Source organism: Imperialibacter roseus, assembly GCF_032999765.1.
Lineage (GTDB): Bacteria > Bacteroidota > Bacteroidia > Cytophagales > Cyclobacteriaceae > Imperialibacter > Imperialibacter roseus.
In genome coordinates, this window is sequence record NZ_CP136051.1 from 5384491 (window position 1) to 5408857 (window position 24367).

A 24367-nucleotide genomic window follows, 5' to 3' on the forward strand; every position below is an offset into this window, starting at 1 on the left:
GGTCAGTCCAGTCGAGGTTGAAGAAGCTTGAGTTAATTACCAAAGCCAATAATTTGCATTATTTTTAGTATTCATGCGAGTAATTATAATGTGAAATATACCTCATCCCTGCCCTTCTCCCTGGGCAGAAGGATTAAGTAACTCGGCAGCCTGCTGAGCGAGCCCCCTCTCCCAAAGGAGAGGGCCGGGGTGAGGGAAACACCTTGAAATAAAGATGCCGAAACGAGACTTCCACAAAAACGCACAAGGCAACCTCTTCGAGTAAGCAAGAAATATGCGCAAGAACCACACAGCAGCAGAAAACCTGCTATGGCAAAACCTGAGAGGAAGAAAGCTGGGAGGACATAAGTTTAGAAGGCAGCATCCTGTGGCTGGATTTATTGCAGATTTTTACTGTCATGAGGCGAAACTGGTGATAGAGCTGGATGGCAAGATTCACAACCTTAGTGAGCAAAAAGAATATGATGGGGGAAGGAAGAACCCACCACCTGAAAGAGCATGGCCTGAGAGTGGTTAGATTCACCAATGAAGAAGTTGAGAGGAATGTTGTTATGGTGCTCGAGGAAATTAGAAACGCTTTAACGAAAAATTAAACTATGGCTCTAATAAAGCCTCCTCGAAAAAAAGCTTCTACTTCATTTTAAGAAATTCTTCTGGTGTAATATCGCATTGCTTGAGAATTGCTCTCAAAGTTCCCTCTGGCATATCTCCAGGATGATTGGGTATTGTGGTGAATCTACCAGTGCTTTCGTTCCACCAAATTTCATGGCTACCGGCCGCTTGCCTATGAAATGAAAAACCTAGCTTTTTTAGCATTTTTACAATCTCACGGTATTTAAAGCCCGACAACTTACCCATTACATCCCAATCACCAGCGGAAGATCAAACTCATTATCGAACTCCGGAAGCACGATAGGATTGGTTCCTTCCTGCGCTTCGAGCAGTTTCTTGGCCACATCTCTGGCGATCTCAAGCGTTTCCGAAATTGTTCTTCCCTGGGCAACCAGCCCCTGAATAGCATCAGAAGTTGCCAGGTAGACCCCTTCTGGTAATTTTTCTATATGTAAATCTATTTTTCTTTCCATATCATAAATATAGTTAACCCAGCACTCATTTACGCCAATAGAATGTCTAGGTTGGTAACCAAAAGTAGAGCAAATCAACGTATTGACCCTCTGTTTACGCTATTCTTCACCTCAACCAAATCAAACTGAAGCATCTGGCCTACGTAGTTTTTGATGAAATCGTGAATGAACTAGTACGCTGCTGTATCCAGCGCTTATCCAGGTGAAGAAACACTGCATTTGTTCGAACGTCACTTGTGGTTTGGGCCAGTCAGAAAAACAACAGGCGTGGTAGTACTAGCCTTGTAGGGGAATGATCGTTTTTAAAACGGTGCCAAAAAGAGGGACACACCTATTAGGAATGCCCCGATTATATCTTTCTATTTCCCTATTCTTCCGGCATCAACACCAGCTTGATGAACTTCTCAGGGTCGATATACTTCTTAGCTGCTTCCTGCATGTCTTTCGAAGTCAGACTTTCAATCCTTTCTTTCGCCTTTAGGATACCTTCCGGATCCCAGCCCTGATAGTAGTAAGTTCGCAGCGTGCTGGCCCAGAAGTTGTTGTTTTTTAGGTTCACTTCGATCTCCCGACGTTGGCCTTCCTTAATTTTCTTCAAGTCTTCGGCACCCACACCTTCCTTCTGGAGCTTCTTCAGTTCATCCAAAGTGGCTTTCACAAGTTCATCCACATTCTCCGGGCCACAAGGGAAGCTTACCTGAAAGGTATAGTGGTCGTAAGGCATGTTCTCAGCATTGGCATTGGCTCCTACGCCATACACACCGCCTTTTTCTTCACGAAGTAACTCAACCAGCTTAATGGTCATCACTTCTCCAAAACTCGACAGATAGTAAGCCTGCTTCCGGTCGAAAGGCTGCTCGGTATCCCAGTACATGATCACCTGGCTTTTTTGGTCAACGCCTTTTTTGACTATTTTCTCCAAAGGTGCCTTTGGCGGGCGGGGACTTACGTCCTTCCATTCATCTTTTCTTCCCGAAGCAGGTAGGCTGGCAATGTACTGCTCCAGCATAGGCTTGATCTCATCTACTTTGAATGCTCCCACAAAGAAGAAAGTGAAGTCGCTCACATCACTGAACCTGTCCTGATAAAAGGCGAATGCTTTATCTAGGTCGATCTGATCCAAGTCAGCTTCTGTTGGAAAACCTCCACCTCTGATGCTGTTGTTTGAAAGTGTTCGCTGCACCAGATCCACAAAGTAGTACTGTGGATTGGCCATCACATTGGACAAAATGGACTTATTCTTTGTGATGAATGACTGGAACGCTTTTTCGTCCTTTCTCGGGGCTGTGAAATACATATTCGTTAACTGAAAGAACGTTTCCATGTCGGCAGGTGTGGTACTTCCCTGCACGCCCTCACTCAACTCTCTGATAAATGGCGTAACGCCAAGACTCTTTCCTGCAAGCACTTTTTGCAAAGTGGTAATATCGTAGTCGGCAATACCGCCCTGATCCACCAAAGAGGCCGCATTAGAGGCAGACTGGTAGTCGGCATCGGAAGCAAGGCTGTGTCCCCCCGGACTCCAGGTAGTCATCACTATTTCGTCGTTCTTGAAGTCGGTCGGCTTCAAAAACACCTTTACTCCATTCGAAAGATCGAGCTCGGTAACACCCAGCGCCTCGTTCTTTTTCTCTGACACTATACTGCCTGGCTTGGGCAAGGTAGTCATCAGAATCTCACCAAAATCTTCGTCTTCGTACGGATCAACTTTCAATATCCTGATCCTGTTAAGCACACCTTTCACTTCGTCCTCAGTTGGTAGCACCACACCCTCCTTGTCAGGTGCGGTGATCACCACCACCCTGTTGTCCTTTGTGATCCATTTTTCGATCAGCGCATTTACCTCATCAAGACCTATCCCTTCAACATACTCTTTTGCGAAGTTGTATTCCCATTCAATGCCTGGTATTGGCTCCTTTTCGAGGAAGTTGTTGACATATTCGTCCACATAGTTCTCCGACTCCGACTTATCTCTTTCGTTATAGGCTACTTCGTATGATTTCAGCAGGTCAAGCTTGTAGCGTTTTAACTCGCCTGGAGTGAACCCATGCCGACGAACCCGCTCCAGCTCGGTAATCATGGCCTGAAGTCCACCTTTTATGTCTTTTTCATTTGCTACCGCAAAGGCCTGAAACGCATCTTTAGTTCTTGCCCAGGTGCCACCATGGCTGGTGCTGGCATAAACAAAGGGGGGCTCTGCCTCTCTGGTCAGCTCTTGCAAGCGCTTATTCAGCATGCCCGTGAAAGCTCTTTCCACAAGAAAGTCTCTGTAGTCACTGGCTTTTGTTTCCTCTTCAGGGTCGGTTTTGAAATATAGGCGAACCTGGGCGAATGTAGCTTCTTTGTCAGCCAGCACCGAAACATAGGTGTCGGAATGGTCTGGCACCTTAAATTCTTCCCTTTTCTTTGGGCTTTTAGCCGCAGGTATCCTTCCAAAGTACTTTTGAATCTTGGCTTCCATCACTGCCACATCGATATCGCCCACCGCTACCACAGCCATCAGATCAGGACGGTACCAGTCGTTGTAAAACCGCTTGATCGCTTCATGCGGGAAGGTCTCCAGGTTTTCCTTGGTGCCTATTGGAAGGCGCTCCGCATACCTCGAATCCTTATAAATCACTGGCAGGTATTTGTCGAGCATCCGGCGCTCCCCACTTTGGCCAAGCCTCCACTCTTCAATCACCACCCCCCTCTCTTTGTCTATTTCTTCTCCTTCAAAAGTGAGATTGTGTGCCCAGTCTTCCAGAATCTGAAGACCCTGGTTGACAATTTTTTCGTCGTCTGTGGGTATCGGCAGAATGTAGACCGTTTCGTCAAAGCTTGTATACGCATTCAAATCGGCTCCAAACTGCACACCTATTGATTGCAGGTAATTGACGATTTCGTTTTTCTTGAAATTCTTTGTGCCATTGAAGGCCATGTGCTCCGTGAAATGGGCAAGGCCGAGTTGGCTTGGGTCCTCCAGAATAGACCCGGCATTTACTACCAACCGCAACTCCACCCGGTCTTCGGGACGGTCGTTGTGTCGGATATAGTATTTCATTCCATTTTTCAGTGTGCCGATCTTGACATTTTTATCGACTGGAATCTGTGAATTTAAGTCAACAGTTTGGCTTTGGGCCAAAAGTGAGGGCAGAAGCCCTAAAAGCAAGAAAAAGATAGCTTTTATAGCTCTGTTTTTGAAAGATGTTTCCATGGATTAAGTTCCAGGTTTGTTGAATAGGTGAAATTAACTGAAAATAGGCCTTCAAAATACGTCGAAGCAAAGTGCCGTCCAAAGCATCTTCGCTATTTCTATTGATCCTTTTCCCTGGCTTCGAGTTTTCTTTTTCCAAAAGGATTGACTTTCCTGGCAGCAGAAGAAACTCCTTCGGTGATTTTGGCACCCGCTTTCACTATGGCCTGGCCACCAGACTTGATGGACTGAAATCCCGCATTCTTGGCCGCTTTCAGTATTCCTCCCACAACTTTTGTTGACCCCTGAGTCACAATCTGGCTCAACATTTTTCCGGCTTCAAGGGTAGCACTTTTCCTCGCCTTCTTGCTATCCCAGGTGGTGACGCAACTACAATATTGCCTGGCGATGATGCCCACACGCAAGGTGAGAAAGGCATTGGTGGAGCCTTCAAAAAGTGAATCCATTACCAGCGTTGCTGTAGGGCCAACCACTGGAATGGAGGAGAATGACGTGCTTTTTGTCACGCCCGACAGCAGCGACTCAAGCTGTAGGCTGATGTCGAGGTCTTCAATTTCGGATACGAGAAAAGTGGTGGCGCCAATATTAGCATAAAGATGAGCGAGATCTCTCAGACCTGGTCGCTGGTGGTACAAATGGCAAATTTTCCACACCATGCGTGTGTGAGTAAAAAGGATGGTGAAGGCATCAAGCCGTCCGTTTTGAGAGATGGACGTAGTAAGGAATACTGACAGCGCCGTTTGTTTGATAATCTTGTCTGCCTCCTCATTGAGTCGGGTTAGCGAAGCCTCCAATTGATCCTCAGAGGCGGGAACAAGACCTCCGGCAATCAACAGTTTATTCTTTCTGAGCCGTCTGAACACCCTCCTTTTATGAGATGGAATTTGTTCTTCCGCCTGCGGCGGAGTGAGCGTTTGCGGTAGTCTTAAAAAGAGGAAAACAGGCACCAGCAGAATACCTGCGGAAATGGCTGTTAAAGTAACAAGTACCACCCTTCCGAAAGCCTCGTTTACGCCAAGCGCCAGGTGATAAATCTGATAAACCTGATTGATTAGAAAAAGGGCTGTGAGGAAAACGATAATGGCAGACAGCCAGACCGCAATAAGTTTGATCTCTTTTGAAAAGCTCGACATACCTGTATTAACGTTACGTTGGTTTGACAGGTTCGGGAAGACTGAAGTTACACGTTTTGTCGACTATTTGCGAACTACTTGCAGAGGCCCGAGTTAAAGTCGTGCACTGGCAACTTAAATTGAAACATCACTCCAAAGAAATGATTTCAAAGTCTTCTTTATGTCTTAGAAGCCTTTGCGTGAGACTATCCCCCGCAGCTTACCCAACCGATTGAGCATTTCTTGTTTCGTCGTCATCAGAAGGAACCTGTCCCACAATGGAAGTTTGAGAGTCGCCAGTAGCATCTCCTTCTCCGTGCTCAGCTTCTTTGAAAAATGACTTCTGGAATATTATAATAATTGCCACACCAACGAAAATTGAAGCATCTGCCACATTGAAAACAGGCCACAACGCTGTGTAGTCTCCACCGAACAAAGGCACCCACTCAGGGATTCGGCCTTCCCAGATGTCAATGTAGAACATATCAATGACCTGCCCATGAAACCACGGATTGGGGGCGTCATACGGAGCGTTGTTAAGAAAAACGCCATAGAAGATACTGTCGATAAGGTTGCCGATCGCTCCACCAAGGATCAATGCACCACACCACAAAAGGCCAGTGTGTACTTCCTTTTTTGCCAGCCTGTAGAGATACACAGCAATTACAACCATGGCTATGAGCCTGATAACAGTAAGGATAAGCTTGCCGTTTTCGCTGCCCAGCTGCATACCAAAGGCCATGCCCGGGTTGGTGAGGTAGTGAAGCTTAAATACGTCGCCAAGGAGGTAAATCTGCCCGGCCACGCCCATTTCCATATTGAAGTGTACTGCCAACTTAACTACCTGATCCAAAATGATCATTGCAATGGCCAGTAGGTAATATTTAAAATACTTCACTTTGTCCTTAGTTTACAATGTTAGGTGTTGGCTTCGACGATTGCTCTCTTTAAACGGTTACTTTGACTTCGAGGTTAAACTCATCCATATCCAAAACAACAGCGTCTGTCAGATCTCCCACCATTTCAAGCGAAAGGGCCTGGGTCTCACTGCAAATATAGTCTTTGAAACTAATCAAAGCCTCATTTACCATTTTTTCGCCTTCTTTAACCGACAACCTGATTTTGTCCTGGACGTCAAGCCCCATGTCCTTCCTCAGGTTTTGCACCCTGTTCACAAGATCACGGGCGATTCCTTCCCTCTTCAGCTCGTCTGTAATGGTGATGTCGAGGGCGACAGTCAGGCCATTTTCACTGGCAACCAACCAGCCAGGGATGTCCTCTGAAGAAATCTCAAAATCTTCCGGCGTAAGCTCAATGTCGCCTTTGGCTGTTTTCAGCAAGAACTTGCCAGTACCCTCCAGGCTGACAATATCTTCCTGTGTCATTTCCTTTACAGCAGCGGCTATATCTTTCATGATCGGGCCATGCTGCTGACCCAGCTTACGGAAATTCGGCTTGATGCTTTTGACAAGGATGCCCGATGTATCATCTATATACTCGATCGCCTTCACATTTACTTCTGACAAAATAAGGTCTTCCACGGCTTCGATATAATGCCTGGTAGAAGCATTCAGCACAGGAATCAGAATTCTTGACAGTGGCTGACGTACCTTGATCATCTGCTTTTTACGAAGCGAGTGAATCAAAGATGATACCTCCTGAGCCAACGCCATCTTCGTTTCCAGTTCTTTGTCAATGGCCGACTCGTCAGCCTTAGGGAACGCTGCCAGGTGCACTGACTCATCCGTTTCCCTTCCTGACACCTTATTGAGGTCAGAGAAAACACGCTCCATATAAAAAGGAGCGATCGGCGCAGCCAGGCGAGCTACTGTCTCCAGGCAGTCGTACAACGTTTGGTAGGCCGCTTTCTTGTCTTCGTTGTACTCACCTTTCCAGAAACGCTTCCTGTTCAGGCGCACATACCAGTTGGACATATCGTCCACAACAAAATTCTGAATCAACCGGCCGGCCTTCGTTGGCTCGTAATCGTCATAGGCTTCCGCCACCTGCTTCTTCACCGTATTCAGGCGAGAGGTAATCCACCGGTCGCTCTCTGTTCTCTTATTCAAAGGAACGGCAGCCTCACTGTAGTTAAACCCATCCAGATTAGCGTAGAGCGCAAAGAAATTGTAGGTATTGTAGAGGGTTCCAAAGAAACGACGCTGTACTTCTACTATTCCATCGATATCAAACTTGAGGTTATCCCACGGATTTGCATTGGTGATCATATACCAGCGGGTGGGGTCGGCACCGTACTTCTCCAATGTAAGGAAGGGGTCAGCGGCATTGCCCAGGCGCTTCGACATTTTATTGCCGTTTTTGTCCAATACCAGACCGTTGGCAATCACATTTTTGAAGGCTACACTGTCGAACAGCATACCTGCTATTGCATGGAGTGTGAAGAACCAGCCACGGGTTTGATCCACACCTTCTGCGATATAGTCCGCAGGATAGTTGGCTTCAAATATCTCCTTGTTTTCAAATGGGTAGTGCCACTGCGCATAGGGCATAGCGCCCGAGTCAAACCAAACGTCGATCAGGTCAGTCTCCCGGCGCATGGGACGACCACTTTCACTTACCAAAATCACATCATCCACGAAAGGCCTGTGCAGATCCATATCGTCGGCAACGGGTGCCTTCATCAGGCCAGCTTTTACGGCCTTTTCCGATTCTGCTTTGAGCTCAGCAAATGAGCCGATGCATTTCATTTCTGACCTGTCGTCTGTTGCCCAGATAGGCAAAGGCGTGCCCCAGAAACGGCTGCGGCTCAGGTTCCAGTCCACCAGGTTCTCCAGCCAGTTGCCAAAGCGGCCGGTTCCGGTCGACTGCGGCTTCCAGTTGATGGTGTTGTTCAATGCCACCAGCTTGTCTTTGTAGGCTGTGGTTTTGATGAACCAGGAATCCATAGGATAGTAAAGCACCGGCTTGTCTGTTCTCCAGCAATGCGGATAGGTGTGCTCGTATTTCTCTACCTTAAAGGCTTTGTTTTCCTGCTTGAGAATGATGGAAATAATGACGTCCGTCGATTTGAAATTCGGATCGCTTTCATCCTCCTCTTTATAGTTCTTTACATAAAATCCGTCTTCGTCATACTCCTTGTGGGCGGTGATGTCCCACTCTTTCATCTTGGCTTTCAGGTAGGCTCCCACTTCATTGACAAACTTTCCTTTCTTGTCAACGATAGGCACTTCAAAACCACCCTCATCTTTCACAAAAACACCGGGCAGGTTGTTCTGCACGGAGGTTCGAAAGTCATCCGCACCAAAGGTCTTGGAGATGTGCACAATGCCAGTACCGTCCTCAGTCGTCACAAAGTCGCCAATTACCACGGTGAAAGCGGGTTTCTCCAGCTTCACCACAGGAACGAGCTGCTCATAGGCCATGCCGGCCAGTTCTTTGCCTTTGTATTCCTGCACCACTTTGAATGGAATCAACTTGTCGCCGGGCTTATAGTCTTCCAGCTTTAGGTCGGCGGCCTTCTGATTGAAGTAAGCACTGACTCTGTCTTTTGCCAGGATCACATTTACCGGCGCAAAAGTATACTGATTGAAAGTGGCCACCTTCACGTAGGCGATCTCCTTACCCACAGCCAAACCGTTGTTGGCTGGCAAAGTCCACGGGGTGGTGGTCCAGGCAAGGAAGTAGTCGTTTTCTGTTCCTTCGATCTTGAACTGCGCCGCAATGGTGGTGTCTTTCACCATTTTATACGTGCCCGGCTGGTTCAGTTCGTGAGAGCTAAGACCGGTGCCTGCTGCGGGCGAATACGGCTGTATGGTGTAGCCTTTGTAAAGAAGGCCTTTGTCGTAAAACTTCTGCAATAAATTCCAGACAGACTCAATATAATCTTTCTCGAAGGTGATGTAAGGATTATCCAAATCGACCCAGTAGCCCATTTTCTCAGTGAGGTCGTCCCACTGCCCTTTGAACTTCATCACCGCCTCACGGCACTTCTGGTTGTACTCCTCAACTGATATTTTCTTGCCGATATCGTCTTTGGTGATGCCCAGCTCTTTTTCTACCTGAAGTTCAACAGGCAAACCATGAGTATCCCAACCGCCTTTTCTTTTTACCTGAAAGCCTTGCTGCGTTTTATAACGACAAAAAATATCCTTCACCGTCCTCGCCATCACGTGGTGAATACCCGGTGTGCCGTTGGCCGATGGGGGACCTTCGTAGAAAGTAAAAGTCGGGCGGCCCTCTCTTGAGCTTACAGATTTTTCAAATATTTTCTTCTGCTTCCAGTCTTCCAGCACTTCGGAAGCTACCTTGGCCAAGTCTATAGATTTATACTCTCTGTATTTCACAGCTTTCGTCATGATCTTCTCCTGAAAATTCAATCTTTAAGTACTACGATTGTGTTTGTTTGCTATTGAGCTCTTCCAGCTTAATTCGGTCAATGTCAATTTCTTCGTCGTCATTTTCCGTGTAAAAATCGCTATAGCTATCAATAAGCAAATGCTCGTTTTTGTTCCTCTTGCCGCTATCGAATCGCAGCAGTAAAGACGGCAGCAAGATGGTGTTCGTAAACATGGCAAAGAACAAAGTGGTAGAGGTCAGCGTTCCGAGCGCCACCGTTCCGCCAAATTCTGAAAAGGCAAATATTACGAAGCCAAAGAAAAGAATGATCGAAGTATAGATCATGCTGGATCCCACTTCTTTGATGCTTTTGCTCACTGCCACTGGCACAAAGAAATTGTTCGCAAACAATTCCAGCCTGTACTTGGCCAGGAAGTGGATGGAGTTGTCAACCGATATCCCGAAAGCAATGCTAAAAATAAGGGCAGTGCTTGGCTTGAGTGGTATCCCAAAATAACCCATGATTCCCGCCGTAATGATCAACGGAATAAAGTTGGGTATCAGGGAAACAATGATCATCCGCAGGTTTCTGAAAAGCAGCCCCATCACAATGGCGATAACAAAAAAGGCCAGCACCATGCTACTGATAAGGTTTTGTATCAGGAATTTATTGCCCTTTATGAAAAGTAAAGTAGTGCCTGTGATGGTGGCAGACATTTTTGTTCCTTCAAAAAGGTCGGTAATCTTCGGCTCTATTACCTGAGTGACCAAGCTATCCATTTTATCTGAGCCCACATCGGCGATACGTACTGACACACGAACGATCTGACCGGTTGAGTCAATAAAGTTACTGGCCAGGCCTGAGCTCATTCCAGCCTCACCCTGAAGATAGCGAAGGACAAATGCCTGATCCCGGCTGGTTGGCAGCGAGTAAAACGCCGGGTTTTCGTTGTAAAAAGCCTGCCGGGCAGCCTTCACAAAACTTACGATGGAAACAGGCTGAGAGATGTAAGGTATGCTGTCAAGGAAATTGACCAATTGATCAATTTTCCTGAGGTTATTCAGGTTGAGTACTCCCTTTTTGTTGCCAGTATCAATCAAGAGCTCCAGTGGCATAACACCACTAAAATTCTCCTCGAAGAAAGCCAGGTCATACCTAACGGGGCTATCGTCGGGTAGGTCATCGATCATATGCGAAACTGCTCTGATACGAGACATTCCAAATATCGACACCGCTACCAACACTATTGAGAACAAAAACACTTTGTATTTGTGCCTGTGCACCAGAAGGTCTATCCCATACAGCAGCTTAGCCAGCGGCTTCATGTCGAGGTGCTTCAGGTGGCGCTTTTTAGGTGGCGGCAAATAAGAAAAGACCGTTGGGATGAATACGATGCTCACGATGAAAGTGGACATGATATTGATGCCAGCTATGGTTCCAAATTCACGAAGCACTACAATGTCAACGATAAGAAGCACGAGAAATCCAATGGCTGTGGTGAAGTTGGTCATCAACGTCACAATGCCAATCCGCCTGATCATGTTCGACAAGGCCATCATTTTGTCGCCATGCAGGGCATATTCCTGGTGGTATTTGTTGAGCAAATACACGCAGTTGGGTATACCTATGACGACAATAATTGGCGGAATGAGCCCAGTAAGCAGGGTGATTTTATAGCCGAAGAGAGACAGTGTTCCCATCACCCATACGATCATGGTGCCAATAAGAATGAGCGGGAAAAGCACAGCCTGGAATGACCGGAAGAAAAAGAAAAGGATGATGCCCGTAACAATGATAGAAAGCACGAGAAATAGCTGGAGCTCGGCCTTTACCTTGCTTGTGTTGATAAATCTGATGTAGGGCAAGCCAGCATAATGCAGCTTGATGCCCGTTTCCTCTTCAAATAGCTGAGCCACCATCAGCACATCGCCCACCACACCATCACGGTTTTTTGTGCTGAGAATTTCCTTGTTGATGGACACCATGATAAGCGTGGCCCCATTGTCAGGGTTGATTAGCTGACCGCTATAAACTTTGATTTGGTTAGCCTCCCGCAACATAGAGTCGAGCGCCGGTTGCGTGTCAGGAATGCTCGTGAAAAACGGCTTCATTTCCAGCCGCTTTTTTTCATCGTTCTTTACAAGGTGCTGGAGGCTCGGAAGGGAAAGTACGTTTGTGATATTGTTGATGCGAGCCAGCTCGTCGGCCAGGTACCTGAACTTTTGAAAGTTCTCCACCTTGTAGATGGCGCTGTCTTTTACGCCAATAGCCAGCATGTTTCCATCTTCACCAAACAGCTTTTTGAATTCCTGAAAATAGACCATGTCGGGGTCTGTATCCGGAACTGTTTTGGCAAGATCGAACGACCACTCAACTTTCCGGGCCTGATAGCCAAAAAAGGCTGTAAGGATAACCAGAATGATAAGAAGGGGAAGCCTGAATTTCAGGATGATATGTGCTAACTGGGTCCACATTTCCAAACGGAGCACAAATGTAATGAAATAATCTTTCTAAGGTAGTTGAGGGTCATTATTCCTTTCCTATTTCTACGATCTTATTCCTGGCAGTGAGATGCCAGTGAGATTTCGGTACAGGGAAAGTGCATGGCCATCGGTGAGACCAGAGATGAAATCAAGCACCGTTCGTAAGAGTTGATAGGTCGTTTCTGACTTTTGAATGCCCAAAAGAATGTCTGACGGCATGAGTTTGTATACGAGCTGGTCTCTATAGCCTGGTTTGTCAACAAAACGAACTTTGTAGGCAGCGCTACAGAAAGCCTCCATCAAACCTGAGATTACCTGAAACCCTGCCGCTTCTTTTTCGATTACCTGCCTCGACTGGTAAATCTGTGCCACTGACAGTTTGCTGATTTTTTCCAAGGTAGCACTGCAAGGCACCAGCGAAAACAGGTCAGCGTTCAATGTCCCATCAAGGATTTCCTTTTCGTTATCCAGAAAGGCTTTCGTTAACTGCCCTACTAAAATGTTGATGGCAAGCGCCCTCAGCGTCGCCATCTTTTCCTCCACAGTTTCCAGGTCATCCAGCTTCTCCGGTTTGTAAGCGTCGCCTATTATTTCAGCCAGTAAGTCTCTCGCCACCTCGTAGCGCACCCAACCAAGCCGGCACCCATCCTCCAAATCTATGATATGATAGCAGGTGTCGTCAGCAGCTTCCACCAGGTACACCAGCGGATGCCTGGCCCAGGCTATGTTTTTTATTTCTTCCTTCAGGCTGGTGGCTGCTGCTACTTCCTGAAAGATGTTTGCTTCTGTCTGATAAAAACCAAACTTCTTCTGGCTCTTTTTCTCTTTACTCTTCCCTTCAAATGACGACTGGCAGGGGTACTTGGTAAATGCCGCCAGCGTAGCATGCGTAAGCCGCAGCCCTTTGTTTTGAGCATGGCAAAGCAGCCGAAGCCCCTGGGCGTTGCCCTCAAATGAAACAAGATCAGCCCATTCGGCTTTTGTTACTTTCGACTCGAATATCCTTCCTTCGACATGGTTAAGAAAAAATTCCGAAATGGCTTTTTCGCCAGAATGCCCGAATGGTGGGTTGCCGATATCGTGCGCCAGGCAGGCAGCAGCCACAATGGAACCAAAGTCAGCGGCTGTGAGCGCAAGGCCTTTTTCTCTTTCCAGTATTTTCTCCCCCACCATTTTGCCCAACGACCTACCCACGCTTGACACCTCAAGGCTGTGGGTAAGCCGGTTGTGCACAAAGTCGTGGTCGGGCAAAGGAAATACCTGCGTTTTGTCCTGCAGCCTGCGAAAAGGATAGGAGAAAATAATGCGGTCATAGTCCATTTCGAAAGGACTGCGGGCAGGGTCGAAGTTGATGCTTTTGGTGGCGCCGTATCGTTGGCTGTTGAGGAGTTCTTTCCAGATCATTGCGCCAAAGATAATAACCTGATGGGGTCCTGCCTCAATAAAAGAACGGTAAACTTGTACAGTCGTGGATGCTCCAGCTGAAAGTCGATTGGCCTCTCGAAGAAATTCTCTATGGCCACGGCAAAAAACTCGTCTATGGAAACACCTCCATAGCTTCTGAAGAAGGTCTCCGTTCCTTCCCTTATCTCGCCGATAGTATTACGGGCAATTGTAGTCCACTCCTGAAGCACTCCTTCGTCAAAGAAGTTATACTCCTGGTTAAAGATTCCATTCTCCAGCTTCAGGGCGTGGGCCATTTCGTGCAGGCCCAGGTTGCGTCCATCAGATCCATCGGCATAGCCACTCACAAAGCTTTTCCAGGACAGGACAATAATGCCGCCTCCCAGGTTCACTTCACCCCGATGATAGCGCTTGAAAATGGTGCTGTAGTAGTCATCAGGGTAGACTAATATTCTGCTGAAGTTTTCGAGATAGATATCAGGCAGGCCAAAAGTGAGCTGGGTAGCCGCCGCTGAGATCAGCACCTTCATTTCTTCCGTTACCGACTGCATTTGGCGGGGAGTGAAATCCTTCCTGTCGATAAATTCTATCAGCTTGTTCTCAAATTCGATCTTGAACCCAGCAGGAAGGCGTCGGTAGTAGTCAAAGTGCTTTTCAATGTGGGGGCGAACCCGGTCTGGAGTCAACGACGAGCTTTCCCAACGCATCCATCGCCAGTAGCTGCCCGAGCGGGCGCTTCTTCGTACGACTACCCATAAAAATGCGAAAACTACACCAGCAGATAGAAAATAAGCCATTCAGGTTGGAATGAGGTAACTAATACTTAGGCCACACTAAAGTATAATAATAGCAAAAGGCTCAATCATTCTTGAAAGAGCCTTTTGATAATTTTCTAATTTGATCGCTTTACTACAGCTTCTCAAATATCCTCTTAATAGAAACTGCCTCTCCAATTTTCTCCTTCAGTTCCGAGATGTGCACCCTTTCCTGTGCCATGGTGTCACGGTGGCGGATGGTGACAGTATCGTTTTCCATCGTCTCGTAATCCACTGCGATACAGAACGGTGTGCCTATCAAATCCTGGCGGGTGTAGCGCTTGCCGATTGATTGCTGCTCCTCATAAATCAGGTTGAAATCGTACTTCAGCATGTCAAAAATCTGGCGACCTTTTTCTGGCAGGCCATCTTTCTTCACCAACGGGAAAATGGCTGCCTTGATAGGTGCCAAAGCCGGGTGCAGCTTCAGGTATGTTCGTTCCTTCTTTTCATCCCCCTCACCTACAGTCTCCTCAGTGTAAGCATTGCTCAACACCATCAAAAATGCCCTGTCGGCACCGATGGACGTTTCCACCACGTAGGGAATGTAGTTCTGGTTGATCTCCGTATCGAAGTACTGCTGCTTCTTTTTTGAGAACTCTTGATGGTTCTTCAAATCAAAATCAGTACGGCTATGGATGCCTTCCACTTCTTTGAAACCAAATGGAAATTGGTATTCAATATCAACAGCCGCATTGGCATAATGCGCCAGCTTATCATGGTTGTGAAACTTCAGCTTTTCAGCCGGAGTGCCCAGCGCCAGGTGCCATTTCATCCGGGCCTCTTTCCAGTACTCGTACCACTTCATTTCTTCACCAGGACGGACGAAGAACTGCATCTCCATCTGCTCAAATTCCCTCATTCGGAAAATGAACTGGCGAGCAACAATCTCATTTCTGAAAGCCTTACCGATCTGGGCAATACCAAACGGTACTTTCATCCTGGCAGTTTTCTGCACATTCAAGAAATTGACGAAAATTCCCTGGGCTGTTTCGGGCCTCAGGTAAACCACATCGGCCTCCTCAGACACCGAACCAATTTTGGTGGAAAACATCAGGTTGAATTGACGCACCTCTGTCCAATTGGCAGTGCCGGAGATGGGGCAAACAATTTTGTGGCTCTCAATGAGTTCTTTTACTCCTTTCAGGTCTTCAGCGGTCAGCAGCCTGTTCATGTCGGCAAGCAGCTGCTCTGCTTTGGCACTTTCACCGTTATTCTCATACTCAGTAGCCTTATCTTCAATGAGATTGTCGGCCCGATAGCGCTTCTTCGAGTCTTTGTTGTCGATCATCGGGTCGTTGAACCCGTCGACGTGGCCAGATGCCTTCCAGGTAGTTGGATGCATGAAGATGGCGGCGTCGATGCCCACAATGTTCTCGTTCAGGCGGGTCATGCTTTCCCACCAAACTTTTTTGATATTGTTCTTCAGCTCCACACCATAAGCACCATAATCATATACTGCCTGGAGGCCGTCATAAATTTCACTTGAAGGGTATATGAATCCATACTCCTTGGCATGAGCAATGAGGGTACGAAGCAAGTTGGTTTCTTCTTTAGGTGTGTTTTGAGAATTCATCAGTTCGTCTTATTCGGTTCCAAAAGAAAGAGCACCAGCCGTTGGCTGATTTCGTTTCAGGCCGCAAAGATATAGGATTAATGCTTGCAGAATAAAGAATTGGCTAGTAAAAATGGGGCTTCTGGCTCACGCACCGTTAGTTGCCAAAGCGCAATTCAATTTCATCCAGGCTCTTGTTAGACCCAACCATGGTCACGATGTCGCCTGCTCTCAGCCGTGTATATCCGTGGGAGATGATCATTTGCCCTGCACGGCGAATCGAGAGAATAATAACTTCCGGAGGCAAACGAAGGCTTCGAAGAGGTAATCCATGGAAGTCTGGATTCCGAATAACCAGGTCCCTGGTGTCCTGGCCCTGCTCCATGCCCAACAAAAGGCTTGTGGCTTGAGGAGATCGCACAAAATGGTCAAGCAAGCTCACCATAGCTGTAGATGGATCGATCACTTTAGCCCCAAGTTGGATAAACTTCTCCATATTGGAGCGCTCATTGAGCCGTACCACCAGTTGCTTGGTGCCGATCTGCTCATATACCATTTCGCAGATTTTATAATTTTCGTCGTCGGAAAGCAGCGTAACGATAGTGTCAAACTTCTTGGTATCCACACCTGCAAATACCGCCTTGTCTATTTCCTTTCTAAAGTGAAACTTAATGCCCTCAGGTATTTCGACGTCTTTTTCGTCCACAAGAGTAACCATTTCAACTTTCCATCCTTTGTCCATCAGCTGTCTGGAAAGTGCCAGCGACTGGCTTTCGTAGCCAAAAATTAAAGCATCCATCACCCCATCAAACTTGGGTGTCTCGGCTCTGCTTCTGTCTTCACCTATTAAATCGATGGCCCAGCGGATAAAGGGTGGCCCCACCAGCTGGTTGATAACTATGATGGCGATAACAAGCGTGGCGAAATCAGGGCCCCAATCTGGAAACTGATTGGCCACTGCAGTGGCAAGACCCAGTGCCACGCCAGCTTGCGAAATAAACGGCATCCAAATGACTTTATAAAACCTTCTCGGCCCTCTTGCTACTGCATTGCCCAGCAACCCACCAATAGCAATGGTGCCGAAGCGTATGGCAAAAAACAATAGAGCAATAGGCCAAACCAGCAGCAACACGGGAAGATCCATTGTAGCGCCAATGAGCGTAAAGAAAGCAACATAAATAGGAGAACCTACTTTCTTAATAATCAGCAAAAACTCAGCTCGCAGCGGAGAAAAATTAGTTACGTAAAAACTGGCAACCAGACAAATAAGCAGAGGTTCGAGGTATAACTCGTGCCCTGTCAGGTTGCTGGACATATCCAAAAAATAATCTGAGAAAACGTAAACGCCATAACCAAGGGCCAGTACTAAAACAGCCTTCAAAATATGTGAGCGCCGAATGCCTAAAAACAGCATAAGAATGCGACCTACCAACCACCCCAAGCCAAATGAGAGGCAGAGCTCTATAACGATAAAAAGTATGCTTAACAGGTCAAAGTCCTCTCCTTTCGAGAGTGTTTTTGCAACAGCCAAAATGACTGCAAATAAAACCACCACAAAAAAATCTTTGACGATCGTAACTCCCAATGTGATTTGGGTAAAGGGCCCCTTGGCTCTCAACTCGCTTATTACAGCCATCACAGACGCAGGAGAGGTTGGTATAAAGATGGTGGCTGTTAATAAAGCAACCGAAAGCCTTTCCATAAAACCTAAGCCTCGCATGAAAGGAATGGTGTCCTCCAGAAAGAAGATCATAATTCCAGCCAGTACAAATGTGACTACCGTTTGGGTAATGGAATGCCACTTAATACTCTTGATCTGGCTCCGCATCTCATTCAGATACAGCTCCGAGCCAGCGGCAAAAGCGATATAAGCCAGCGCAGTTTGGCTGATGAAACCCAACTTAAACTTCGCAATTTCAGGAATGAGATTGAGCACATAAGGGCCCGCCAATACACCCGTGATCATCAAACCGGATATCAGAGGCAGCCTTATTTTTTGAAACAGGCTTGCTATTTGGTTGGAGGAAACAGCAATAAGTGTAAAACCACCTATCAGAACTAATAATTGCAAAAATGTTGACTCTTCAATCAAACTGCAGGTTGATTATATAAATGTTTAAGATTACTATAAATGAAGGGTAATAAGCTCAAAAAATTACTCAAAAAAAGGTATTTATAACAATTTGCATCCCAATTTAATGGCAACATTACCTTAACTACTTTGCAATGAACTGCTTAGAAATGAGTGAGATTGGGAATGTCATTTCAAAGACCATTTCTACCCTTTCACCAACATGTGCCGGGTTCAAACGTTATACTATAACACAACCGTTCGACATGAAACACATCTTCTACATTTTTCTGCTGCTGGCTTTTGTAAGTTGCGGCATAGCCTCGCCAAAACAGGAAAACACAAAACCGATTAGCCATGCTACCTTCGATGCTTTGCTCAAAAAACACGTAAACAAAGACGGCTGGGTGAATTACGAAGGCTTCAAAGAAGACAGAGCCGAACTAAAAAAATACCTGGATTTGATTCAGAACAACGCACCAAACGATAAGACCTGGAGCAAAGAGGATCGGCTGGCGTATTGGATCAATGCCTACAATGCCTTTACTATTGAGCTTATTCTTCAATATTATCCTGTGGAGAGCATCAAGGACATCGGCAGCAAAATTCAAATTCCTTTTGTGAATACACCCTGGGACATCAAGTTCATTAAAATAGGTGGTAAAGAGATGGATTTGAATAACATAGAGCACAGCATCCTAAGAAAAGAATTCAATGAGCCCAGGATACATTTTGCCGTCAATTGTGCCTCTTATTCGTGCCCGGTGCTAAGGGCCGAGGCCTATACCGGCGCAAAGATTGACCAGCAACTTAAAGAGCAGGCCATTAGCTTTATCAACGACGAGCGGCGAAACAAAATTACCAGCACAAGTGCTCAGCTGTCAAAACTCTTCGATTGGTACAGTGGAGATTTCACTAAAAACAAAAGCCTGAAAGATTTTATCAATCAGTTTGCCAAAGTAAAGATCGCTGATAAAACCAAAGTCAGCTATATCGACTACGACTGGCGATTGAATGACTCAAAGGACTTTTAGAAATGAGGCCGGCTCACCGCCAGCCCCATTTTTACCTTTTCAGAATCCGGGTTGAATACTGGCTACCCTCCTTTTGGATTGTAAGGAGATAGACGCCACTTGGCAGGTCTGCCATATCAATCCTTGTAGTTCCTTGTACCTTGGTTTGTACCTTTAAAAGCTTGCCCGACAAATCTGTCAACCGAATATTGAATGGCCCAATTTTGCCTGGCTCCGAGGTAACATTAACCACCGCAGTGGTTGGATTGGGGTAAACTTTTATGTTTTGTTGCAAATCATCGGCTATGGAAAGCACTTCCGTGAGCGTAATTGAGGCACTTTTTTTATTGTTGGCTTCATCTTTTTCTTCAATCACACTCTCTTCGTCAACTACGGCAATGATAAAATACTCCCCGGCTGTCAGTATCACCATATCAAAGGTTCCGGAAGCCGTTTGCTCTGCCCCATCCTCCATCTCCTCAAAAGCCACCGCCCCTAAAAACTCGTCCGCTAACGAGAGGTTCTCATCCTTAGAAAGGTAAAAACTCACCTCAAAAGCGCCTTCCGTAGGATCGTCGGAAAGATTGGAAACGGTTGCTCCAAGTGTGATTTCTTTGGCGCTCTGCGAAACCGGGGCATTCAGATCAGTAATGGTAAGGTCTGCAAAGCCCTTTTCGGGTGTTGACACGAGTAACGAAGTGGTTTTTGACGAAACCTCGAGCACATCGTTCACTGCATACAAGCGGTATTTATAGTCTGTTAGTTCAAGTACGGCATCGTCTGTAAACTCCGTGACATCAGCTTCCAGTTCCGTGAGGGTAGCAAACGCTCCGGTTCCTACGGCCCTTTCCACAATGAAGGCAGTTTCCCTCGATGAATTATCGGCCCAGGAAAGTACCACTTTACGCCCAGTCGCCTTGTCAAGTGTGAGAGTCGTGGGTGCCTCAAGAGGGTCAAGCGTTTTTATTTCCACAACCTCGGTGTAATCGGACTCGCCTGTTGCGTTAACACCTTTTACTTTGTAGAAATAAGTCGACGACGGCGCCAAACTCAGGTCATCAAACGAAATGGTGTCAGCTCCAATTGTGCCAAGCGTAATAAACTGATCATTGTCCTCGGATCTTTGAATTTCAAAGCTTTCTTCGTCATCCGAATTGTCGATCCAATCCAGCACAACTGACACTGAAGAGTTAGCTATTACATTAAGGCCAGTGGGTGCTTCAATAGTAAACTCTGTCGTTGTTACCTCCACCACATTGCTAAAATCGGAGTCGCCATTTTTGTTGGTGGCTGCCACACGGAAGAAATATTTGGTTGCCTCTGTGAGTCCTCCACTGGTGTAACTGGTTGCGTTGACCGGCAAGTCTTTGATCTTAGTGAAAGTGGTGCCATTGGTTGACCTTTCGAGAAAAAATCCAGCCTCATCAATGGCATTGTCTTCCCAGCTCAGTTTTACTTCTGACGGCTTGGCCTCGGCAGCAAGGAGTGTTGGTGCCGATGGTGGATCGTTACCGATAATGGCTCCGGCGATTCCACTCACGCTCAGTAAATCAAAACCAGGCGAGGCGCCACCTAAATCCAGCCCAACTACTTTGATGGCCGTTACGGGTTCCTGAAAATTTATCGTTTCCAGATCGAAAGTAGTTGTGACATTGCTGCTGTTAGTACCTATGGCTGTGCCAATAAAAGAAAAATCAACGCCATTTGCACTTACATAAACGTTGGCATATTCGTTGACTCCCTCACATTCTCTGATGAAAATATCGTCCTGACCAGGAGCATTGATAATCACGTTGTCGGTAAATTCTACCGTCACATACGACCCCAGGGGCAGGCTCACAAAAGTATCTGTATTTCCATTGACATTGGTTGGAGCCAAAAGCCTCCTGTTGGCAAAAAATGCATTACACTCCCCCCCATACAAACCAGTAAAATCTGGATTGGTATTGCTGTAATATGAGTCTATCACGCCGTCAGAGAATTCAATACCTGTGCTAACATAAACGCCGACATGGTCCTCAATCGTAAGGGTGTTTGTTTCAGCTCCTTTTGTCACCTTGAGGGTCACATTGAACTTGCCGGAAGTATTATAAACAACAACAGGATTCTGACTGCTCGAAGTAGAAGGTGTTCCTCCTTCGAAAGTCCACGCCCAGGAAGTAGCACCTCCTGTAGATATGTCTGTGAACTTGATTTGATTGCCTACAAAAACTGTAGGCGTATTGACCTTAAACTTCGCTTTCAAAGCCGAATTATCAGCGGAAACCGTAACGTAGTTGGCTTTTAATATCTTGTTCTGCTCCCCTTCCTTAAACACCACCAACTCCACATCAAATGAGCCCGTCGTTTCATATTTCACCGTAGGATTTAGTTCCGTTGAAGCCGACGGTGTGCCCCCTTCAAAAAACCAGATAATCGATTCAGGCATACCCTTCGAAGCGTTTATGAAGTTGACCGTATTGCCTTGCACCACTGTTTGGATATCGGAGGTAAACAACGCTTCAATCGGCCCATCATCAACTGGCCCTACCTGTACGTAGCCCTCGATAGTTTTCGTTGATGTTGCCCCGCTGGCATTTTTTGAAACAAGGGTCACTGTGTAGGCTCCGTCGGTTGCATAGGCTACTGATGGATTTTGGGAAGTTGAGGTTGCCGGCGTGCCCCCGTCGAAAGTCCAGGCCCAGGAGGTAGCTCCTTTCGACCTGTCAACAAACTCCACCGCAGTATTTTTCTCGGTAGCTCTGTTTTTCGCTACAAAATTCGCTGTAAGCGACGACTGACCAGCAAAAATTGAACTTGAGTAAAGCCCTCTGCCATGAGTGGCTGCGATCACCTCAAAGTCTGAGTCCCTCATCTGAAGCATGTCCACCCTCACATTGGCAAGGCCGTTGCTGAACTGCGCCCAGGTTGGTGAGGCAGCGGTCACTGACTTTGTTCCCCAGATTCCCATTTCGGTTGCCAAAATTACCTCATCAAAGTTGGTCGGATTGAACATGGCCCAACGCACAGGAAAATTGGGTAGATTGCCCTCTTTCGATGACCAGGTTGTGCCTCCATCGGCAGTATACCAGACTGAGTTGACGCCATAGTTCGAAAATGTCACCAGCAGGTGGCTTTCGTCCTGCCCCACTTCAATGCTGGAGATCCACCCGTTCGGAAATCCGCTGCCAGTGATCTCTGTCGGGTTTGAGTTGGAGGAGTTTGCCTTACTAATTTTGAAAAGCCTTCCGGCTGCGGTGCCAACAAAGAGCGTAGTTGACTGGCGAGTGTGCTGAGACACCCTAAGGTGAGACGCTTTTGCCCCAAGGCTGATACTGAGGTCGTTTCTTGTGAAACCAGTAGCATCCTTAATGAACCTTCCAATGGTGGACTCCGTCGCCGCTGTATAGAGCACATTCATTTCGTCATCATAGTCTGCCGGGTTGATAAAATGGCCCGTAGCATCGTCGCTGGCTATACTGCTGCTCGTCTCCCAATTATTGGTTGAAAAGCGGTAATCGTTGTAAACGTAAGAGGCGATTTGCGTCACGGCGTCAGTCTGGTCAATAAAACAATAAGCCCCGTCGCCACCTCTCACCTCCACCGTGGCATTAATCCCCGCCGACTGAAATTGCTGAGTGCCGTTGTCCTGAGCCCCTGCCAGAAAATAATTTTTGGCTTTATCAGGATGAATAGCATTTGCGTAAAATTGCGTGACGTTGTACCCATTGTTTCTGGCAACAATCAAATCTGTAGCCGATGGATTCGAAAAATCGTTTGTCCAAAACACGCCGCCATCATTTCCGAAAATAATTTCCGATGAGCTTCCGGGTTTGTACCGAATGGCATGCTGATCGGCGTGCACATAGGAATAGGGCATGGAACCCATATTAGCATTGTTGGACCATTTCGATATCTGTTTCCAGGTGCCCCCTCCGTCGGTGCTCATATGAAGATTAATCCCACCGATAACTACCGTACTGTCTCTATTCGGATCCACTTCAGCGATAAGATCATACCATGCCTGGCCCCGGGTAAAGTCATCGGCATCAATGCCATTGTCGTCATCGTCAGGAAGTGTCAGCAGGCTCCAGGTTGCTCCTCCATCAGAAGTTCTGACAATCTGTTTTATCTTCTCGTCGTTTTCAATCAAGCCATAAACAGCCAAAGCATTTGAGCTGGAGACTGCCAGTTCAACCCTGCCACTTCTTTCTGAAACTGTGGTTTCGTAAGCAGTGGTAAAAGAAATACCATCGTCGGAGAAAAGGATGGTGCCACCACCCAATCCATTGTAATCAGAGTAGTTGTTGCGGTAAGTTCCAATCCAGAGCCTGTTGTCGGGGCCAATTTCGATGTCGCCGACACCATATTTTGCACTTGGCTGGCTAAAATTGGGTAGATTCTTCATCACCTGAGTAAATGTAGTGCCGCCGTCCGTTGACCTTTGCAGGCCTTGAAACTCACTACCAAAAAAACCACCCTGTGTACTACTGGCGATTATGCCTCCGTAAACGACGCTTGTCGCCGCCTCATTCCTCACAACGATATCGGCCACATACCCAAAATTCGCTGAAGCAGACAGCTGAGTCCATGTCGTTCCTCCGTTGGTCGACTTCCATATTCCCTGCCCGCTGATGCCTCCGAAGCTCTCACCAGTTCCGACATAAAAGGTTTGGGTATTATTTGGGTCGTAGGCAATGCAGTTAACAGCCAGGTTGCTCCAAAAATCATCGACTTTTGTCCAGATAGAGCTAGCGCTTGTGATGTCATTGTTGAACCATAAGCCGCCAGACACCCCTCCGGCCCAAACCTTTTTACCTGTGGCGTCATTGGGATCCCACATGAGTGCTCTTGTCCTGCCTGCCACATTTTTTGGGCCCCTTTCCACCCACGGCGCTGTTGATTCCCCTGGCAGGGTTCCGTAAGTCCTGGCGTTTCGTGCTGCTGCCAAAATCTCCGGGAGCTTTTCGGGTGTAGGTCGCAGCAAAGCAGGATCCATTGTCATAAAAAACTCCTGTTGCATTCTTTTGTCCGGGCCCTCTCTTTCCCGTTCCTCCTCTTCTGCCTCACCCACGCCTGCCTGCCCAGATTTGGTAATTTTTGAATAGGGATGCTCTCTTATGAAGGCTTCATAAGCGATCCGTGAATCAATTGGCCGATTTTCCTCTTGAACAAGAAGGACGGTTGAGCCTACAAAAAATAAAAAAAGCAGTCCATTGAGATAGTGCTTCCTCTTTATCATAAGGGGTCAGGTTAGTAAAATTCCAGGTTACAGTAAAAATCAATGCAACAAATTACTAGGTTTAACCTCAATAAGAAATACTCGGAAAAAAGTATTTATCAAATCTCAAATTGTA

At 46.8% G+C, this 24367-nt stretch carries 15 protein-coding genes; 3 read left to right on the forward strand and 12 right to left on the reverse strand.

Features of this window, described 5'->3' with window-relative positions:
• Positions 1 to 274 precede the first annotated feature (274 nt).
• Positions 275 to 517, forward strand: coding sequence for an endonuclease domain-containing protein (locus RT717_RS22730; RefSeq protein ID WP_317488642.1), 243 nt, complete (start codon positions 275 to 277; stop codon positions 515 to 517).
• Positions 465 to 593, forward strand: a complete 129-nt coding sequence (locus RT717_RS22735) for a DUF559 domain-containing protein (RefSeq protein WP_317488643.1) — start codon at positions 465 to 467, stop codon at positions 591 to 593. Before RT717_RS22730 ends, RT717_RS22735 begins: the two co-directional genes overlap by 53 nt.
• A 37-nt stretch (positions 594 to 630) precedes the next feature.
• On the opposite strand, the gene RT717_RS22740 is transcribed toward RT717_RS22735, so the two are convergent.
• The 11 genes from RT717_RS22740 to RT717_RS22790 form a co-directional block, all read right to left on the reverse strand.
• Positions 631 to 858: a type II toxin-antitoxin system HicA family toxin gene (locus tag RT717_RS22740; protein ID WP_317488644.1), complete on the reverse strand. Its 228-nt coding sequence runs from the start codon at positions 856 to 858 to the stop codon at positions 631 to 633.
• Positions 858 to 1085 (reverse strand): type II toxin-antitoxin system HicB family antitoxin, encoded by a 228-nt coding sequence (locus RT717_RS22745; protein ID WP_152001720.1) that lies wholly within the window; start codon positions 1083 to 1085, stop codon positions 858 to 860. The genes RT717_RS22740 and RT717_RS22745 overlap by 1 nt, the downstream gene beginning before the upstream one ends.
• Positions 1086 to 1452: 367 nt before the next feature.
• Positions 1453 to 4128 (reverse strand): M16 family metallopeptidase, encoded by a 2676-nt coding sequence (locus RT717_RS22750; RefSeq protein ID WP_317488645.1) that lies wholly within the window; start codon positions 4126 to 4128, stop codon positions 1453 to 1455.
• A 251-nt stretch (positions 4129 to 4379) separates the two neighbouring features.
• Positions 4380 to 5414, reverse strand: coding sequence for a DUF697 domain-containing protein (locus RT717_RS22755; RefSeq protein ID WP_317488646.1), 1035 nt, complete (start codon positions 5412 to 5414; stop codon positions 4380 to 4382).
• Positions 5415 to 5613: 199 nt separating this feature from the next.
• Positions 5614 to 6291 (reverse strand): lipoprotein signal peptidase, encoded by a 678-nt coding sequence (locus RT717_RS22760; RefSeq protein WP_317488647.1) that lies wholly within the window; start codon positions 6289 to 6291, stop codon positions 5614 to 5616.
• A gap of 49 nt (positions 6292 to 6340) precedes the next feature.
• The gene (gene ileS, locus RT717_RS22765; RefSeq protein WP_317488648.1) at positions 6341 to 9709 is read right to left on the reverse strand and encodes an isoleucine--tRNA ligase; all 3369 of its coding nucleotides are present in this window, start codon (positions 9707 to 9709) and stop codon (positions 6341 to 6343) included.
• Positions 9710 to 9740: 31 nt separating this feature from the next.
• On the reverse strand, positions 9741 to 12164 hold the full coding sequence (locus RT717_RS22770) for an efflux RND transporter permease subunit (RefSeq protein ID WP_317488649.1): 2424 nt from the start codon (positions 12162 to 12164) through the stop codon (positions 9741 to 9743).
• Positions 12165 to 12236: 72 nt separating this feature from the next.
• The gene (locus tag RT717_RS22775) at positions 12237 to 13577 is read right to left on the reverse strand and encodes a deoxyguanosinetriphosphate triphosphohydrolase (protein ID WP_317488650.1); all 1341 of its coding nucleotides are present in this window, start codon (positions 13575 to 13577) and stop codon (positions 12237 to 12239) included.
• Entirely contained in the window at positions 13574 to 14374 is an 801-nt protein-coding gene (locus RT717_RS22780; protein WP_317488651.1) for a zinc-dependent peptidase, read from the reverse strand. Before RT717_RS22780 ends, RT717_RS22775 begins: the two co-directional genes overlap by 4 nt.
• Before the next feature lie 112 nt (positions 14375 to 14486).
• Positions 14487 to 15968 (reverse strand): glycine--tRNA ligase, encoded by a 1482-nt coding sequence (locus tag RT717_RS22785; RefSeq protein WP_317488652.1) that lies wholly within the window; start codon positions 15966 to 15968, stop codon positions 14487 to 14489.
• Positions 15969 to 16104: 136 nt separating this feature from the next.
• On the reverse strand, positions 16105 to 18018 hold the full coding sequence (locus RT717_RS22790) for a cation:proton antiporter domain-containing protein (protein ID WP_317488653.1): 1914 nt from the start codon (positions 18016 to 18018) through the stop codon (positions 16105 to 16107).
• A gap of 266 nt (positions 18019 to 18284) precedes the next feature.
• Between RT717_RS22790 and RT717_RS22795 the strand changes: the two genes are divergently transcribed.
• The gene (locus RT717_RS22795) at positions 18285 to 19052 is read left to right on the forward strand and encodes a DUF547 domain-containing protein (RefSeq protein WP_317488654.1); all 768 of its coding nucleotides are present in this window, start codon (positions 18285 to 18287) and stop codon (positions 19050 to 19052) included.
• A gap of 31 nt (positions 19053 to 19083) precedes the next feature.
• Here the strand turns inward: RT717_RS22795 and RT717_RS22800 are convergent, their stop codons facing one another.
• Positions 19084 to 24252: a PKD domain-containing protein gene (locus RT717_RS22800; RefSeq protein ID WP_317488655.1), complete on the reverse strand. Its 5169-nt coding sequence runs from the start codon at positions 24250 to 24252 to the stop codon at positions 19084 to 19086.
• Positions 24253 to 24367: the final 115 nt, after the last annotated feature.

Coding starts and splice junctions, on each gene's coding strand:
- RT717_RS22730 (WP_317488642.1), top strand. CDS start 275: ATGCGCAAGAACCACACAGCAGCAGAAAACCTGCTATGGCAAAACCTG.
- RT717_RS22735 (WP_317488643.1), top strand. CDS start 465: ATGGGGGAAGGAAGAACCCACCACCTGAAAGAGCATGGCCTGAGAGTG.
- RT717_RS22740 (WP_317488644.1), bottom strand. CDS start 858: ATGGGTAAGTTGTCGGGCTTTAAATACCGTGAGATTGTAAAAATGCTA.
- RT717_RS22745 (WP_152001720.1), bottom strand. CDS start 1,085: ATGGAAAGAAAAATAGATTTACATATAGAAAAATTACCAGAAGGGGTC.
- RT717_RS22750 (WP_317488645.1), bottom strand. CDS start 4,128: ATGAAATACTATATCCGACACAACGACCGTCCCGAAGACCGGGTGGAG.
- RT717_RS22755 (WP_317488646.1), bottom strand. CDS start 5,414: ATGTCGAGCTTTTCAAAAGAGATCAAACTTATTGCGGTCTGGCTGTCT.
- ileS (WP_317488648.1), bottom strand. CDS start 9,709: ATGACGAAAGCTGTGAAATACAGAGAGTATAAATCTATAGACTTGGCC.
- RT717_RS22770 (WP_317488649.1), bottom strand. CDS start 12,164: ATGTGGACCCAGTTAGCACATATCATCCTGAAATTCAGGCTTCCCCTT.
- RT717_RS22775 (WP_317488650.1), bottom strand. CDS start 13,577: ATGATCTGGAAAGAACTCCTCAACAGCCAACGATACGGCGCCACCAAA.
- RT717_RS22780 (WP_317488651.1), bottom strand. CDS start 14,374: ATGGCTTATTTTCTATCTGCTGGTGTAGTTTTCGCATTTTTATGGGTA.
- RT717_RS22785 (WP_317488652.1), bottom strand. CDS start 15,968: ATGAATTCTCAAAACACACCTAAAGAAGAAACCAACTTGCTTCGTACC.
- RT717_RS22795 (WP_317488654.1), top strand. CDS start 18,285: ATGAAACACATCTTCTACATTTTTCTGCTGCTGGCTTTTGTAAGTTGC.
- RT717_RS22800 (WP_317488655.1), bottom strand. CDS start 24,252: ATGATAAAGAGGAAGCACTATCTCAATGGACTGCTTTTTTTATTTTTT.